Origin of the sequence: Oleiharenicola lentus, from assembly GCF_004118375.1 — a bacterium.
GTDB classification, from domain to species: domain Bacteria; phylum Verrucomicrobiota; class Verrucomicrobiia; order Opitutales; family Opitutaceae; genus Lacunisphaera; species Lacunisphaera lenta.
In genome coordinates this window covers 1,075,956-1,091,992 of record NZ_SDHX01000001.1, presented here as the reverse complement: position 1 = coordinate 1,091,992, position 16,037 = coordinate 1,075,956, and the positions used below count along the sequence as shown (strand labels likewise).

Annotated in this window: 17 protein-coding genes; 11 read left to right on the top strand and 6 right to left on the bottom strand. The window is 66.0% G+C overall.

The features are described 5' to 3' along the window. The first annotated feature begins 148 nt into the window (after window positions 1-148). From ESB00_RS04530 to ESB00_RS04490, 9 genes are all read left to right on the top strand, one after another. On the top strand, window positions 149-1,450 hold the full coding sequence (locus ESB00_RS04530) for a pectinesterase family protein (protein WP_129046535.1): 1,302 nt from the start codon (window positions 149-151) through the stop codon (window positions 1,448-1,450). 78 nt (window positions 1,451-1,528) lie between these two features. Next, the gene (locus ESB00_RS04525; RefSeq protein ID WP_129046534.1) at window positions 1,529-2,875 is read left to right on the top strand and encodes a pectate lyase family protein; all 1,347 of its coding nucleotides are present in this window, start codon (window positions 1,529-1,531) and stop codon (window positions 2,873-2,875) included. 4 nt (window positions 2,876-2,879) lie between these two features. Further along, window positions 2,880-4,322: a glucuronyl esterase domain-containing protein gene (locus ESB00_RS04520; protein WP_164976039.1), complete on the top strand. Its 1,443-nt coding sequence runs from the start codon at window positions 2,880-2,882 to the stop codon at window positions 4,320-4,322. After that, window positions 4,322-5,560, top strand: coding sequence for a glycoside hydrolase family 28 protein (locus tag ESB00_RS04515; protein WP_129046532.1), 1,239 nt, complete (start codon window positions 4,322-4,324; stop codon window positions 5,558-5,560). Before ESB00_RS04520 ends, ESB00_RS04515 begins: the two co-directional genes overlap by 1 nt. A gap of 64 nt (window positions 5,561-5,624) precedes the next feature. After that, window positions 5,625-6,008, top strand: a complete 384-nt coding sequence (locus ESB00_RS04510) for a DUF2147 domain-containing protein (RefSeq protein ID WP_129046531.1) — start codon at window positions 5,625-5,627, stop codon at window positions 6,006-6,008. A gap of 167 nt (window positions 6,009-6,175) precedes the next feature. Continuing rightward, on the top strand, window positions 6,176-6,562 hold the full coding sequence (locus tag ESB00_RS04505) for a cupin domain-containing protein (protein ID WP_164976038.1): 387 nt from the start codon (window positions 6,176-6,178) through the stop codon (window positions 6,560-6,562). A gap of 51 nt (window positions 6,563-6,613) precedes the next feature. After that, window positions 6,614-7,540, top strand: coding sequence for a TlpA family protein disulfide reductase (locus ESB00_RS04500; protein ID WP_164976037.1), 927 nt, complete (start codon window positions 6,614-6,616; stop codon window positions 7,538-7,540). A gap of 293 nt (window positions 7,541-7,833) precedes the next feature. Further along, window positions 7,834-8,013, top strand: coding sequence for a hypothetical protein (locus ESB00_RS04495; protein WP_129046528.1), 180 nt, complete (start codon window positions 7,834-7,836; stop codon window positions 8,011-8,013). 126 nt (window positions 8,014-8,139) lie between these two features. Continuing rightward, a complete protein-coding gene (locus tag ESB00_RS04490) occupies window positions 8,140-8,910 on the top strand; it encodes a VPDSG-CTERM sorting domain-containing protein (protein WP_129046527.1) in 771 nt (256 codons plus the stop codon). A 295-nt stretch (window positions 8,911-9,205) separates the two neighbouring features. On the opposite strand, the gene ESB00_RS04485 is transcribed toward ESB00_RS04490, so the two are convergent. From ESB00_RS04485 to ESB00_RS04465, 5 genes are all read right to left on the bottom strand, one after another. Then, window positions 9,206-10,078 (bottom strand): alpha/beta hydrolase family protein, encoded by an 873-nt coding sequence (locus ESB00_RS04485; protein ID WP_164976036.1) that lies wholly within the window; start codon window positions 10,076-10,078, stop codon window positions 9,206-9,208. A 13-nt stretch (window positions 10,079-10,091) separates the two neighbouring features. After that, window positions 10,092-11,060: an alpha/beta hydrolase gene (locus tag ESB00_RS04480; RefSeq protein WP_129046525.1), complete on the bottom strand. Its 969-nt coding sequence runs from the start codon at window positions 11,058-11,060 to the stop codon at window positions 10,092-10,094. A gap of 84 nt (window positions 11,061-11,144) precedes the next feature. After that, a complete protein-coding gene (locus tag ESB00_RS04475) occupies window positions 11,145-12,242 on the bottom strand; it encodes a GDSL-type esterase/lipase family protein (RefSeq protein ID WP_129046524.1) in 1,098 nt (365 codons plus the stop codon). Between the two features lie 10 nt (window positions 12,243-12,252). Continuing rightward, entirely contained in the window at window positions 12,253-12,441 is a 189-nt protein-coding gene (locus tag ESB00_RS04470) for a helix-turn-helix transcriptional regulator (protein WP_129046523.1), read from the bottom strand. A gap of 6 nt (window positions 12,442-12,447) precedes the next feature. Then, window positions 12,448-12,870 (bottom strand): hypothetical protein, encoded by a 423-nt coding sequence (locus tag ESB00_RS04465; protein WP_129046522.1) that lies wholly within the window; start codon window positions 12,868-12,870, stop codon window positions 12,448-12,450. Between the two features lie 128 nt (window positions 12,871-12,998). Here ESB00_RS04465 and ESB00_RS04460 point away from each other — a divergent pair, with 128 nt between their 5' ends. Together ESB00_RS04460 and ESB00_RS04455 are read left to right on the top strand one after the other, a co-directional pair. Further along, the gene (locus ESB00_RS04460; RefSeq protein WP_164976035.1) at window positions 12,999-13,505 is read left to right on the top strand and encodes a chemotaxis protein CheX; all 507 of its coding nucleotides are present in this window, start codon (window positions 12,999-13,001) and stop codon (window positions 13,503-13,505) included. A 5-nt stretch (window positions 13,506-13,510) separates the two neighbouring features. Beyond that, window positions 13,511-14,104, top strand: a complete 594-nt coding sequence (locus tag ESB00_RS04455; RefSeq protein WP_164976034.1) for a response regulator — start codon at window positions 13,511-13,513, stop codon at window positions 14,102-14,104. A 5-nt stretch (window positions 14,105-14,109) separates the two neighbouring features. Here the strand turns inward: ESB00_RS04455 and ESB00_RS04450 are convergent, their stop codons facing one another. After that, window positions 14,110-15,945 carry an ATP-binding cassette domain-containing protein gene (locus ESB00_RS04450; RefSeq protein ID WP_129046520.1) on the bottom strand — a complete coding sequence of 612 codons (1,836 nt, stop codon included), beginning with the start codon at window positions 15,943-15,945 and terminating at the stop codon, window positions 14,110-14,112. Window positions 15,946-16,037 lie beyond the last annotated feature (92 nt).

Here is a 16,037-nt window from a genome sequence, read left to right as displayed (position 1 = left end):
GAGCCCGGGTTTGCCTGCAACCAGCCCCGCTCACTAAAACCGGGCGCATTCTTGGGTCGGCGAAGTCCTGTATCCTCGTCATATTCTTGCCGCTCCTGTTACCTACCCACCCCCTCGCAGCGTCTTAGCCTTCGTCCGCCCCCACCCCATGCTCCTCCCGCGCCTGCTGGCCTTGGTTTCCTGCGTATTCGCAACCGTCGCCTTCGCCGCGCCCGCCCCGTTGCCCATCGCGCCCGACTTTGTCGTCGCCGCCGACGGCTCGGGCCAGTTCAAGACCATCCAGTCGGCACTCGACTCCCTCCCGGCCGACAACCGCGAACGCCTCGTCCTTTTCATCAAGGACGGCACCTACCGCGAGAAGGTCCGCATTGACGCTGGATTCATCACCTTGCGCGGCCAGAGCCGCGAGGGCACGCGGATCGAGTTTCCGCAGGGTCGCGAGGAGTTCGGCCAGCAGCCGGACGCGCTCGGCTTTGCCGTCGTCAACATCAACGGCGACGACTGCGTGCTGGGGAACCTGACGGTCGAGAACACCCACGGCGTCATCGGCAAGCACGCCTTCGCCATCTACGGCAAGGCCGACCGCACGGTCATCACGGACTGCAACGTTTACAGCCAGGGCAATGACACGCTCTCGCTCTGGAAAGGCGACACCGGCCGCTACTATCACGCCCGCCTCAAGGTCCGTGGCTCCGTGGACTTCATCTGCCCGCGCGGCTGGTGTTACATGACCGACAGCGAGATCTACGAGGTCAACCCCGGCGCCAGCGCCGCGATCTGGCACGACGGCAGCAAGGACCGCGACCAGAAGTTCGTGCTGCGCAACTGCCGCTTCGACGGCGTCGAGGGCTGGCGCTTCGCCCGCCACCACGCCGACGCCCAGTTCTACCTGCTCGACTGCACCTTCTCCGCCGCACTGCGTGACCTCGCCCCGAAACGCGTCATCTACCCGCTCGGTGACAAGCCAATCACCGAAGCCGACCGGAAGCGCAACGCGGAGCTCGACCTCATCAACCGCTGGGGCGAACGCTTCTACTACCACAACGTCCGGCGTACCGGCGGCGACTACGCCTGGCACGCCGACAACCTCGCCACCGCCGAGGGTTCGCCCAAGCCGGAGCAAATCACCGCCAAGTGGACCTTCGCCGGCACCTGGGATCCCGAGAATTCCGCCGGCCCCACCATCTCGGCCATCACCCAGGAAGGCGGCGCCGTGAAAGTCCGCTTCAGCGAAAGCGTGACCGTGAAAGGCCGGCCCTCGCTCGCACTGCCTTCCGGCGGCGCGGCCGCCTATGAGTCCGGCAGCGGCAGCGACACCCTCGTCTTCCGTGGCTCGGTTGGCGGAAACACTGCCGCCCTCGGCCTCGACCTCAACGGCGGCGCCATCGTCGCCACCGAAGCCCATGCCACGCTCCGCACGGCGGAACTCACTATGCCTTCCTCCATGTAGGGTCGCCGCTTGCGGCGACCTCGGCCGCGAATCCGGCGCATGCCCCACCCCAACAATCAACCGAGTCCTCTCCTGACCATGCGTTCCGCCCTCGTTGCCCGTCTCGCCCTGTTCTTCGTCGCCGCCCTCCGCTCCTTTGCCGCCGACGCCGCGACTTTGCCCGCCTTCCCCGGTGCCGAGGGCTTCGGCGCCACGACCCCGGGCGGACGCGGCGGACGCGTGCTCTTCGTCACCAATCTCAACGATTCCGGTCCGGGGAGTTTTCGCGCCGCCTGCGAGGCCGAGGGGCCGCGCATCGTCATCTTCCGCACCAGCGGCACCATCGCGCTGAAGAAGGATATCGTCGTGCGTAATCCCTTCCTCACGGTCGCCGGCCAGACCGCCCCGGGCGACGGCATCTGCCTGCGCGACCGATCGTTCGGCATCGCGACCCACGACGTGGTGGTCCGCTACCTGCGTTTCCGCCTCGGGGATGAGGGCCGCCAGCAGGCCGACGCCCTCGATCTCCTGAACGGCGCCCGCCACGTGGTCCTCGACCACTGCTCCGCCACTTGGTCGGTGGACGAATGCCTCTCCCTTTCCGGCGACGTCGCCAACGTCACCATCCAATGGTGCCTCATCGGCGAGTCGCTGCGCCAAAGCGTCCACGCCAAGGGTGCCCACGGCTACGGCTCGCTTTCCCGCGCCAACGGCCCCGTGACCTGGCACCACAATCTCTGGATCCACAACGACGCCCGCAACCCGCGCCTCGGCGACAACTACGGCCGGCCGCCCTACCCGACCTTCGACGTGCGCAACAACGTCATCTACGGATTCGGCGGCACCGCCTCGGGCCTCACCCAGGGCATCCTCAAGGTGAACTACGTGGGCAACTACCTCCGCGCGGGCCCCGACAGCTCGGCCCGCACACCGATCACCGTCAGCGAAAAATCTGACCTGCATTTCTTCATCCGCGACAATGTCCTTGATGGGCACGCGGACCTCACCGCCGACAACACCCGTTTCTTCAACCTGCGGGAAACGCGCGCCGGCAAACCCGTCGTCACCGTCGTCGACACGGCCTTTCCCGCGCCCGCGGTCACCACCACCTCCGCCGCGGACGCGCTGGAGGCCGTACTCGCGAGCGTCGGGGCCAACCTGCCGAAACGCGACGCCATGGACACGCGCCTCGTCGGCCACGTGCGGACGCGCAGCGGCCGGATGATCAATTCGCAGCGGGAGGTCGGTGGCTGGCCCGTTCTGCTCGCCTCCCCCGCGCCGGCGGACCGCGATGACGACGGCATGCCCGACACTTGGGAGGAAGCGCGCCGCTTGGACGCCAACGACCCCGCCGATGCCGCTCGCGATCTGGATCGGGACGGCTACGCCAACATCGAGGAATTTCTCAACCAGACCGACCCCGGAAAACCCGAGCCGACCACCTGACCCCGTGAACGCCGCGTTGTCGCGCTTCACCACCCACCCCATGCCCCACCTGATGTCCGCCCGCGCCGCGTGTGCGCTGCTGTTGCCCGCGCTGCTCTGCGCCCAAACGCCTGCGACTGTCACCAGCTCCGATCCTCGGGAAATCCCCCTGCCGCCGATCAGCACGCCGATGGGCCGACTACCGGGCATTGCTGAACTGCCCGTCCGGCCGGATTTGCCTGATGTGCTCGTCATGGACGATGGCAAACGCGTCACTTCCCCCGCCCAATGGCCACAGCGCCGCGCGGAGATGCGCCGGACGCTCGAATATTACGCCACCGGCCAAATGCCGCCCGCCCCGGGCAACGTGAAGGGAGTCGAGGTGCAGACTGCGACTGTCGCCGACGGTAAAGTGAAATATCGACTCGTCCGCCTCAGTTTCGGGCCGGAGGAAAAGCTCGCGCTCGACATCGGCATCTTCACGCCGGCCGAGGGCGGCCCCTTTCCCGCGATCATTCTCCAGGCCGGCACACCGCCCGGGGCCACGCCGCTGCCGCGTCTGCCGCCCGGTCCGAATCAGGGAAAAGGCGAAAACGTCCTGCTCTTCGTCGGTGTCGGCAACAATCCCGCGCCCCGCCCCTCCGTCGCGCCGGGCAGCGGCTCCGCCACCGCTGAGGCCCTGGCCGCGCGCCACGCCGAGATCTTCCGCCGCGGCTATGCGCTGGTCATCTTCAATCCTAACGACTGTGCCGAGGACACCACGCTGCGCGAATTGGACGGTCGCTGGTCCTATCGCACCACCCGTTTCCCTCCCGCCTATCCCGGCTACGACTGGGGCATCCTCGCGGTCTGGGCCTGGGGCGCCTCGCGCGTCGCCGATTATCTTGAGACCGACGCCGCGATCGACCGGACGAAACTCATGGTGATCACCGGCGCGTCGCGGAACGGAAAGTCCGCGATGATCGCGGCGGCCTTCGACGAACGCCTGCTGGGCGCGCCCGTCGTCACGGGCGGCGGCGGAGTCGGCGCGTATCGTTTCGCCGGTCCGCGCCGGAGCGAGACGCTCGACATCATGGAGCTGAAATACCCGAACTGGTTCTCGCCCGAATTGCGCCAGTTCCGGGGCCAGCGCGAGAAACTCCCCTTCGACCAGCACTGGTTCCTCGCCCTCTGCGCGCCCCGGCCGTTCCTCGCCTTGGAAGGCGACACCGACATCATCTCGCTGCCCGCCGCCGTGCAGGCCTCCTTCCGCAGCGCGGAGCCCGCCTACGCGCTCCTCGGCGCCACGGGCCGGCTCGGTGTCCACTACTCCCGCCATGGCCACACCTTCAACGCCGAGGACTGGACCGCACTCCTGAACTTCACCGACCGCCACCTGCTCGGCAAACGCGACATGATCTTTGACTGGTTCCCCTCCGAGGCCGAGCTCGACGCCGCAGCCGCGGAAAAACGCAACCCCTTACCCTGATGCCATCCCTCCGTCTGTTCGCCGTTGTCACCGCCTGTTTCGCAGCGGCCTCGCTCTACGCCGCCGCCTACAACGTCCGCGACTTCGGCGCTGTTGGCGATGGCATCACCAAGGACACGCGAGCGTTCCAACAGGCCCTCGACACCTGTGCCGTCAATGGCGGCGGCGAGGTTCTGGTGCCCGCCGGCCGCTACCTGATCGGCAGCGTGCAGCAGGGCAACCGCACGATCATCCGGCTCGAGGAAGGCACCGTCATTCTCGGCAGCCCCGACGCCGCCGACTATCCAACCGTCGACATCCGCTGGGAGGGTCGCATGCAACCCGGTCGGCGCGCGCTCATCCACGCCGCCAACGTCGAGCAGATCGGAATCATCGGCCCCGGCCGCATCGAGGGCAATCCGGCCATGGCCGCGCCCCAGAACCCACGCGGCTCCGTCGTGCTCGAACCGATGAACTGCACCGGCGTCCGCTGGGACGGCTTCACCGTCACCCAGGGCGGCAACTGGGCCACCCACCCGACCTTCTGCACCGACGTCGTCATCCGTAACCTCACCATCCGCGGCAACCGCGACGGCATCGACATCGACTCGTGCAAGAACGTGCTCATCGAGGGCTGCGACATCGAGACCGGCGACGACGCCATCAGTCTGAAATCCGGTCGCGGCATGGACGGTGCCCGCCTCGGCCGGCCGACCGAGGACGTCGTGATCCGCGACTGCAACCTCCGCTGCACGCGCTTCGCCTCCATCGGCATCGGCAGCGAAACCTCCGCAGGCGTTCGTAACGTCCGGATCGAGCGCTGCAAGTTCACCGCCAAGACGCACGCCCTCTACATCAAGACCCGCCTCGGCCGCGCCGGCGTGACCGAGAACATCACCGGCGACGACCTCGAGGTGTTCGGCGGCGGCTTCCTGCGCATCAACCTCATTGTCGGTGGCAACACCAACACCGCCGACGACCCCGTGCCCGGTCTGGTCGGGTACCCCGAGGCCCGCAACCTGAACTTCACCAACGTCCGCCTGAACAACGCCGCCTCCGTCGTGGACGCCACCCAAGTGTCGCGGGAAAAACCCGTGCTCGGCCTGCGCCTCGCCAACATCACCGGCACCGCCGCGAAGGGGCTGGCCCTCACCCACATTCGTGGCGCCGAGCTTCGCGACCTCCACGTCACGGTCGCCACCGGTCCGCTTCTCACCTTGGATGACGTTCAGGGCACCGGTCTTGAAACGCCGAAGTAACGCGCGCCGTCCGGTCTTCCTCTCAGCCGTTTCGCTTCCTCAAACTTCACCCGTTTTATCCCCCATGAAAAACCCCCGCTCCCTGTTCGCGGCGCTTGTCGCCGCTTTTCTCCTCACCAGCTCCGCCCTTGCCGCCGACATTGCCGGCGCGTGGAAGTGGACCACCGAAGGCCGCAACGGCCCGATGGAGTCCACCGCCAAGCTCGCGCTCAAGGACGGCGCGCTCACCGGCACCGTCTCCGGCCGCATGGGCGACGCCGCGATCAGCGACGCCTCCTTCAAGGACGACCAAGTCGCCTTCACCGTCACCCGCGAATTCAACGGCAACAGTTTCGCCATCAAGTATGCGGGCAAAGTCGAGGGCGACACCATCACCGGGACCATTGAACGCCCCAACCGCGAAGGCGGCACCGCCAAGGTGGAGTGGAAGGCCACCCGCGTAAAGTGAACCACCGCCCCGGCCGACGTGCCGGGGCTTTTATTTTCCCCGCCACCTATCTCACCATGAAATCAACTCTCTTGCCCGTTCTCCCTCGCCTGATGCGCTGCATCGGGACGAGCCGCGCCGTAGCCATCGGCGTAGGCGGGTGCCTTCTGGCCTCCGTTCTATCCCCCATGTCCTCCGCCCAAACCTCCCCCGTCACGCCTCTGCCTTCCGCCGTCTATGATTGGGAGAAGATGACCGTCATCCCCACGCCCAAGGGTTCACGCCGCGACGTGTTCGACGGTCCGACCACGACGCTCGACAAGGCGCACTGCCACATCACCACGCTCAATCCCGGCGAAAACAGCGGCGAGCCGCGCCTCCACCTCCAAGAGGAAATCATCATCGTGAAGGAGGGCCTCGTCGAGATGCATATCGACGGCAAGCTGCACACCGCCGGCCCCGGCTCCGTGTTCTTCCTCGCCGCCCGCGCCACCACGCGCCTGCGCAACGCCGGCGACAAGCCCTGCACCTACATCGTCATTTACTATTACACGCCGCTCACACCCAAGTCCTGAGCCGGTGCAATGCGACTGGACGCGCCCCCTTTCCTGGGCAAGGTCATCGGCATGCGCTTACGCCTTTTTCTCTCCGGTCTCCTCAGCAGCCTGGTCCTTCTCATCTCTGCCATGGGGCAGAATGCCGAGCGCCAGCCCACCGATCCCGTGATGATCGAATTGAAGGCCCTGGTGGATGAGATCTCGGCCAAGCTGAAGACCACCGAGCCCACGGCGAAAAATTTCGAGGCGGAGCTGGCGAAGTTCGACGCCCTGCTCGCCAAGCATGCGGGCGAAAAAAGCGAGGCCGTCGCCAACATCCCCATGATGAAGGCCGTGCTCTACATCCAGGTGCTGCAGGATGAGAAGGCCGGCCGCGAAACCCTGCTGAAACTGAAGCAGGATTTCCCGGGCACCAAGGCCGCCAACACCGTGGACCCGATCCTGGCGCAAATCGACCAAGCCGCCCAGGCCGGGGCCGCGCAAGCCGCCCTCATCGGCAAACCCGCGCCCGAGCTGAGTTTCACCTGGGCCTCCCGTGAGGGCCTCACCAAGCTCTCCGCGCTGAAGGGCCGCGTCGTCGTGCTCGACTTCTGGGCCACGTGGTGCGGGCCCTGCATCGCCTCGTTTCCCCAGATCCGCGAGCACGTTGCGCACTTCAAGGACGCCCCGGTCACCTTCCTCGGCGTCACCAGCCTCCAGGGTTTCGTCGCCAACATGGGCCCGCGCGTGAACACCGAGGGCGACCCCGCCCGCGAAATGGCCCTGATGCAGGACTTCATCAAGGCGAAGGAAATCACCTGGGACATTGTCTTCAGCGAGCAGAATGTCTTCAACCCCGACTACGGCATCCAGGGCATCCCCTTCGTCGCGATCATCGCGCCCGACGGCACCGTCCGCCACGCCGGCCTGCATCCCGGAGACCCGCGCAGTAACATCACCGGCAAAATCGAGGAGCTGCTGAAAGAGTTCAAACTGGCGACACCGGGTAAATCCTGAGGCTCCGGACACCGGCACAGTTCCGGCCAAATCAGGCCGGACGCCCCCGGCCGGGTGGACAACCCGGCGGCCGGTGATTCACTCGCCCCATCAACCCATGAAATCCTCCGCCCTCACGACCAGCGCCCCGATTGGCTCCTCCAGCCTTTCGTCCGTTGTCGTGTCCGCCGTCAGCGGCGCGCCGCGAGGGTTTTGAACGTCTCCTGACTTTCGCCCCTCCGGTGTCCACCGGAGGGGCTTTTTGTTGCCCCGGTGGAATCCACGGAGGGGAAAGGTCAGCCGCCTTTCCCACCATGAAAAACAAAACCATCCGCCAGCGGACGCCCCGGCGTCCGACGCAACAGCCCACCGGCCGCATGCTGCCCACCCACGCCGCGCAACGCCGGCTCTACACCGACTTCCTCGCGCTCGCCTTCTACCCGGGTATGGGCGGGGAACCGCTCGGGACCATCCCGGCCCGCCTGGACAACTGAGCGCAGGCTCGCTGCGGAAAGTGTCGCCCCGGCTTACACCGATCTACGTAGATCCACCCAGATTTGGTCAAAGTGATTGCCGCAAGCCACGAGGCCTCGTTTCTGACAGGCCCACACCCACCAGCCATGTCCCTTCGCACTCTCCGCCTGATCCTGCTCGCCGGCCTCCTCTTCGGTGGTCGCCTAACCGCTTCCCCGATCACGTTCCAATACAATGGCGATCTTCTGCCCAACCAGGGCAGCTACGGTTCGCTCTTCACCACGATCGGGCCTGGCGGCCCGGCCAGCTACTGGCCGACCACCAACTGGTCGAGCGATGGCGATGTCCTCACGATGTCGACCGCCCATGGCGCCGGCATCTGGTTCGGCGCGGGCTGGGTCTATGGTGACAACCCGGGCTTCTCCCTCGCCAACACGGCGGACGGCAACCTTGTCCGGACCCGCGTGGCCCTCGGCGCCAATTCCACCGAATGGTCACAGTACTGGTACGACAGCAGCGGCTACGGCTCGGCGTTTTATTTCCTAAACAACGGCTTCAAGTACTACACGGCCGCGGGCGAGACCTTCGTGTCGACCGACATGACCCAGTTTCACACTTTCACCACGTACGTCCTCGCCGGCCAAGTCTCCTATTTCTTCGACAACACCTACCTTGGCGGCGGCGGCGCCCTCACCGGCGCGTCCAACTTCTTCCTCATCGGCGACGGCTCCGGCAGCACCATCAGCGGCACCGGCTCCATGTATCTCGACGACCTGACCATCATCACCGCCGTCGGTGCCGACGCCCCGACCATCGCCGCCGGTCCGCAAACGCCGGGCGTCCCGGACACCGGCGCCACGGCGCTCCTGCTGGCGGGCGGCCTGCTCAGCCTCGCCGGCCTCCGCCGGCGTGCCTGACGCAACCGCTCCCTCCTCCCAGCCCGGGCATTCGCGCCCGGGCTTTTTTGCGCCCGCGCCGCCCGCGCCCCAGCCAGGACCACGCACGATTGAATCTCATCCAAAGGACTGACGTACGATCGCCAGTTCACCTGTAGGTCGCGCCCTTGGGCGCGCCTCGGCCACGAGGTCGGCGCAAGCGCCGGCCCTACACAAAGTGGCGGCCCTTCTTTGGGTATTCATCACTCGGTGGGCGTCGGTTTCCACACCGAAGCCTCGGTCACCGGAAGCCACGCCCCCATCGCCCGGGTTCAGCTCACAACGTCCGCTCGAACCACGCCACTGTCAGTGCGCGCACGCGCCCGGCGTGGCCGAGTTCGGGCTGGAAGACGTTGAAGATATGATCCGCGCCGCCGATCAACACGGCCTCGGCCGGCCGGCTTGCCGTGCCGGAGCCGGGGGCGGAGGCGGGCCGGGCGGACAAAATCCGCACCATCTCGGCATCGCGGTTGGCCACATGATCCGCCGAACCACGGATCGTGAGGAAGGCCCCGGAATACTTCGCCAACGCCGCATCAAAATCGAAACCGCGGAAACTGGCGTAGAATTCACGCTTGGTCGTCAGTTGCTTCCAACCGGGGATGTCCTCGGTCGCCTCACCCTCGCGCAGGGCCCGCTGCGCGGTCTGGTTCTCCGCCCAAAGCGCGAAGATGTCGCCGCTCGGGCTCGACCACACGGCGATGGACTTGAACCAGCCCGGCTGTCGTGCGGCCGTGATGACCGCCGTCGGCCCGCCGAGGCTGAAACCGAGGGCGCCAACGCGGGCGGCATCCACCCCGCCCTGTCGTTTGACCCAGGCATGAGCTGCCGCGGCATCCTCCAGCCGCGTAACGAACGTTGACTCAATCCTCGTCCGCCGGGCGTCGCCTTCGCCGCGAAAGTTGATGCGCAGGCTGGCGATCCCCTGCGCGGCCAGATCGCCCGCCAATTGCCGGAAGATCCCACCGGCGTCATCCATGTCCGACGCCATGCCGTGAAAGAGCAGCACCGCTCGCCCATCCCACGGGCCATCAGGCGTGACCCACGCGCCCCGCAGCTCCGGAGCCACGTCCACCATCGCTTCCCCGGCGCGCATCGTCGGCAAGAATGCTAGGCCCAAGACCAGCAGGCGGAGCAATGTCAGTCGCATGCGGGCCCCGAAGCTAGTCCTTTGCCACATCGCGAAACATCCACCGGAGAATGTCGGGCAGCAGCGCGCCGCCGTGCGTGTCGGAGTGGTTGCCGTCGCCCCACTCGTATTTCACATCGTAGCGCGGGCCCTCGAGCTTGCGGCGGTCGGCACTGGCGTTGGCAAAATTCAGGGCGGAGAGCATCTGCTGGTTCGCGAGGAACCAGTTGCCGTGCGGGTTATCGAGGTCGTTGGAACCGTCCTGCAGGAAGATGCGGATGTTCTTCGGCGGATTCTTGCGGATGAGCGTCGGATAGAGGTCGCCGCCAGGGATCATCGGCTGGTTGCCCCGCGCCGGCTGGTAGCCGATGGACACGTAGCTGCCGATCATGCTGATAACCTTGCGGAAGGTGTCGGGGCGCTCCCACGCCGTGGTCCACGCGCAGATGGCCCCGCTGCTGGTGCCGCCAATCACGCGCTTTTCCACGTCGTCCGAAATGTTGTAGGTCTTCTTCAGCTCGGGGATGAGTTCGTCGGCCAGCATCCGGGCGTAGGCGTCGGTGAGCACGTCGTATTCCTGCGCGCGGTTGTTCGGATTGTTCATGCCCAGGTCTTCGGGATAACGTTCGCTCAGGTTACCCGGCGTGATGAACAGGCCGATCATTACGGGAATGTCCTTCTTGTGGATCAGGTTTTCCATCACCTGATCCACGCGGAGCGGGCCCTTGGGGTTCAGGGCGCGCTGGCCGTCGTGAAACACGAGCAGGCCGGCGGGCTTGGCGGCGGCGTATTGGGCGGGGACATACACCCAGTAACGCCGCACGGTGCCACGGATGATCGCGCTGCGCCACTCGAAGGGCCCGAGCAGCTGGCCCTTGGGCACGCCCTCCTGCGGGAGCGAGTCGGCGGTCAGCGGGTAGTCACCGGGCTTGCGGGCGGGGGCCTCGTTGGCGGTGCCCAAAAGGCTGAGGACCGAAAACAGCAAAACGATAGGAAGCTTCATGGGGTTCAGGGGTAAGAGAACTGAACCATTAATGGCCACTAAGGCCTCACTAATCAAAATCCATTAGTGCTCTATTAGTGTGATTTAGTGGTTTCCAACCCGAAACGGCGCCATCCACGGCTGGCGCTTCAGCCAGCCCGTCAGTTCCGCGGCCATGACCCGGTGGTCGGCCACGCGCGGATGGTGCCCGGTCCAGTGATTGAAGACGAAATGACTGATGCGCGGGTCGTCCGCCTCAAGCTCCTGCACGGCCGCTTCCCATGCCGCGCGCAGATCCGGATCGTTGGCCCCGCCCGACATGCCGCCGCGCAGGAGAACAAGCTGCGCCTTGGGCCAGGCGGCCCGCACCGACCGAATGAACGCCACGTAGCGGACGGCAAAGTCCTTCGCGAAAGGCCGGCCCTCCGTGCGGGGAAACGCCGAGTCATTCTCGCCGAAATTCACCGCCACGACATCCGGCACCCAGACGGAGCGATCCACCCGTTCCGGCCGGTCACGCGGATAGACCTTGTCCCACGTTTCCGCGACCCGCATCGGCACGAAGCCCTCGCCGATGCCCATGCCGCTGACCGCCACCGCGCGATGGTCCGCGCCCAGCTCCTGCGAGGTCAGGAACCCGTAGCTCAGCGCGTGGTTGTGGGTGCGGCGGTCCTCCCACTGATCCACCTCGGCATCCTCGTTGTTGGCTCCGGCCGTGATAGAGTCGCCGAGAAACTGCAGCCTGAGCTTATACGCCGGTGCGGCCGGCGCCCAGGCCCGCGCTCCGACCGCCACTTCGATGCCGCGAAAGACGACGTGCCCGGCATCAGCCTCGCTCCGCTTTACGATCCGCAGCTGATGCCGGCCGGGAGCGAGTGGATGCGGCCAGGCAAAACGCCCGTCGGCTCCGCTCGCGACCGCGGTGACTCCGTCCACGGTCACGTTGAAAAAACTCTGCCCCGTGGCTGGGCCAAAATGCACCGCCAGCGCCCCGCCCTCGAAGTCCACGCTGATACGGTCTCCCGCCCAGATGACGACCGGCTGCGCCGGATCAGCCCGGTCGAAGCGGCCTTCGTAACGGAAGCGACTGTCACTGGCGGAAAGCATGGGCGTGGGCGCGGCGAAGGATGACACCGGATCAAGCAGGAGCAGAAAGGCGCCGGCAAGCGCGCGGATCAGGAATGACTTGAATGCAGCGTTCATGGAATTGGCTTCAGACCTCGAAAATCTCCTCCACCGGGCGCTTGAAGAGCTTAGCGATCTTCAGGGCCAGAGGTAGGCTGGGGTCGTATTTCTCGGTTTCGATGGCGTTGATGGTCTGGCGCGACACCGCGAGCTGCTCGGCGAGCTCGCCCTGCGACCAGCCGCGCTCGGCCCGGAGATCCTTGAGACGGTTCTTCATCGCGGTTCAGTCGTAGCGGCGCTTGGTCCAGAGGATCCCCGAAATCATCAGGAACGACAGCGCCACCAGCAGCCGCTTGTTGGTCCACTCAAAGCGCGGGACAAAACCCGCCGCCTGGAACAGTTCGAGCGCAAACAAGCCGAAAAACGCCGCGTAAAACGCAAATTCGAGCGCCTTGCGGTTGATCAGCAGCTCCAGTTCATCCGCCTGATAGAACCGCCGTGAACTCAGGGCGAGAATTCCCACCAATACAAAAGGGGTAAGCGCCAGCGCCAATCTGCCTCCCCACGGGCCTTCGTAGCGGGCGAGGACCCGGCCTATGAACGTGCACAGCAAGCCGAAGGCAAAGCCCAGCATTGCGAGCACATGCTTGTTGCGGGTGCGCCGCAGGTTCTTGAGTGAATCAGGAATAGAGCTCTCGGGGTTCATGTCTTCGTGTGTAAAGCTTACTTGTCATGTGTCAAGCATGCTTGTCACATAAATCCTCAGTTTCAGCGCTCACTTGCTCAAGCCCGTGCCTCTCGGGCCGATTACACACCGGTCTCCTCACCGCCCGCATGGCCACTGCTCAACCTATTTCGGATACCATCGTCCAGGAATCCATCGTTCGCGCCGTCAAGAACGTGTGCGCCATCATGCTCAAGCGCGAGGCCACGTTCGTGGAGAAGTCCGCCGAGGCCGCCTACGCCGGATTCAAGGACAAGCCGCATGTCTTCGGCAGCGTGGGCTTCGTCGGCCAGATCGACGGCATCGTCTATCTCTGCATCCCCGACGACTTCGCCCAGGATGCCGCCGCCCGCGTGCTGGGCATGAGCGCCGCCGAGGTCGAAATGAGCGGCGACTCCGCCATCAAGGACGTGATCGGCGAGATCACCAACATGACCGTCGGCGGTTTCAAGAACGCCCTCTGCAACATCGGGTTTCCCTGCAAGCTGACGCTCCCCACCATCGTGCGCGGCGACAATCTCGCCGTCTCCAGCATCAAGGGCTCCGAGCGCCACACCTTCCACTTCGACTGCAACAGCCACCGGCTGATCGCGGACATCCAGCTCAAGCAGGACTGAGCCCCGTGAAACGCATTCTCTACATCGAGGATAGCGTCACTTCCCAGCGGATCTTCCAGCGGATGTTTCATCCGCCGCACGACGTGATCATCGTGCCGAGTCCCCGGGCCGCCAACGAGCTGCTGGCGCATACCACGGTGGACCTCATCGTCTGCGACTTCATGTTCCCGGGTGGTGATGCCTTCGAAGTGCTCACGCCCTTGCGCCGCGGGCAGCCGTCGCTCGCTTTGCCCTTCATCGCCGTCAGCGGCTCCATGGACCAGGCCCTCACCGCCAGCCTGCTGGCCGCCGGGGCCAATGCCTGTGCCGCCAAGCCCTTTCACAACGCTGATTTCCGCGCCCTCGTCGAGGGCATGCTCGCGCATCCCTTCGTCGAGGCCGACCACACGGGAGTGATCACCGCCTGTTGCTTCCAATGGGTCGAGCAGGGCAATCATCACGAATACTGCCCCGAGACCGGTGACCATCTCACCGGCAACGACCGCGCCGAGGTCTCCAGCCGCATGCAGGCCCGGTTGCAGGAGCGCTGGGCGCGCGGGGCCCTCGCCGGGCGCATCAGCCAGGAGCGCACCCGCACCTACGTCCTGCGACACGAGTAAGCGGCTCAGGCCTTGCCGTCCGCCAGCTCCTCCCACCGGGCAAAGGCCGCGGCGTGCTCGCGTTCGACGGTCTCGAGCCGCGCCTTCACCTCGGCGAACTTGGCGGCCTGCGACTTGTAGAAGGTCGGATCCGCCAGTTTCCCGGCCAGATCGGCCTGCTCCTTCTCCAGCGCTTCGATCTTCGCGGGCAGCGTCTCGAGTTCCTGGCGCTCCTTGTTGGTGAGTTTCTTGGCTGGTTTCGTTGTAGCCGGGGTCGCCGACCCCGGTGCCTTGCTTGAGATCCGGCCGGGGTCAGCGACCCCGGCTGCAGCAGACGCTCTGCTCGCCTGCTTCGCCTTGTCCTGCATCCAGTCGGTGTAGCCGCCGGCGTAATCGCCGAGGCGGCCGTCGCCTTCGAACACCAGCGTGCTCGTGACGACTTCGTCGAGAAACTCGCGGTCGTGGCTCACCAGCAGCAGCGTGCCTTGGAACTCCACCAGCAGATCCTCCAGCAGGTCGAGCGTCTCGGCATCGAGATCGTTGGTCGGCTCGTCGAGCACGAGCACGTTGGCCGGCTTGGTGAAAAGCCGCGCCAGCAGCAGGCGGTTGCGCTCGCCGCCCGAGAGCACCTTCGCCGGCGTGCGGGCGCGGGTCGGCTCGAAGAGGAAGTCCTGGAGGTAGGAAATGACGTTCTTGGTGCGCCCGTCGATCGTCACGGTCGGGTTGCCGTTGGCAATGTTGTCGGCCACGGTCTTGTTGTCGTCGATCTGCGCGCGCAGCTGGTCGAAATAGACGATCTCCATGTTCGTGCCGTGCTTCAGGCTGCCGGACGTGGGCTGCAGCTGGCCGAGCAGGAGCTTGATCAGCGTGGTCTTGCCCGCGCCGTTGGGGCCGAGGATGCCGATCTTCTCGCCGCGCCGGATCACGGTGGAAAAATCGCGGATGACCGGCGGGCCGCCCTCCGTGTAGGCGTAGCTCACGTTCTCCGCCTCGATCACCTTCACGCCGGAGCGGTCGGCCTCGGCGAGCTTGATGGTGGCGGTGCCGGTGCGGTCGCGCCGGGCCCGGGCCTGGGCGCGCATTTCCTTGAGCGCGTTGATGCGGGCGGTGGCACGGGAGCGCTGGGCTTTCACCCCGCGGCGGATCCACTCCTCCTCCTGCGCGAGCTTCTTGTCGAAGAGCGCCCGCTGCCGCTCCTCCGCCTCCAACACCTCCTGCTTGCGCACCAGGTAGGTGTCGTAATCGCAGGCCCAGCCGGCCAGCCGGCCGCGGTCGAGCTCGACGATGCGCGTGGAGATGCGCCGCAGAAAGGCGCGGTCGTGCGTGATGAACAGCAGGGTCGGCTTCTTCTCCAGCAGGAACTCCTCCAGCCAGAGGATGGACTCGAGGTCGAGGTGGTTGGTCGGCTCGTCGAGCAGGAGCAGGTCGGGCTGGCCGGCCAGGGCGCGCGCCAGCAGGGCGCGGCGCTTGAGGCCGCCGGACAGCGCCGAGAACTCCTGGTCGGGCTTCAGCCCGGTCGCAGTGATCAGATCCTCCACGCGCACATCGCGTTCCCAATCCTCCTCGTGGTGGTCATCGTTGGGCCGCAGGCCGGAAGTCACGATGTCATGCACGCTGCCGGTCAGATCGGTCGGCACCTCCTGCGTGAGTCGGCGGTAAACCGCGTTGGCCGGACGGAAGACATCCCCGGTGTCGGGCTTCATCTCGCCCACGATGACCTTCATCAGCGTGGATTTGCCCGCGCCATTGCGGCCGATGAGGCAGATGCGTTCGCCCGGATCGACCTGGAAGTTGACCTTTTCCAGGATGGCGGGACCGCCAAAGTGGAGCGTGACATCGAGCAAGGTGAGGAGTGCGGGCATCGGAACGGACCAACGTAGGCCGGCCCCGGACCAAACCAAGCCATTTCTTGGCCATGGCCCGGCGTAGCCGCCTCACCCTCGGGCGGCGGTTG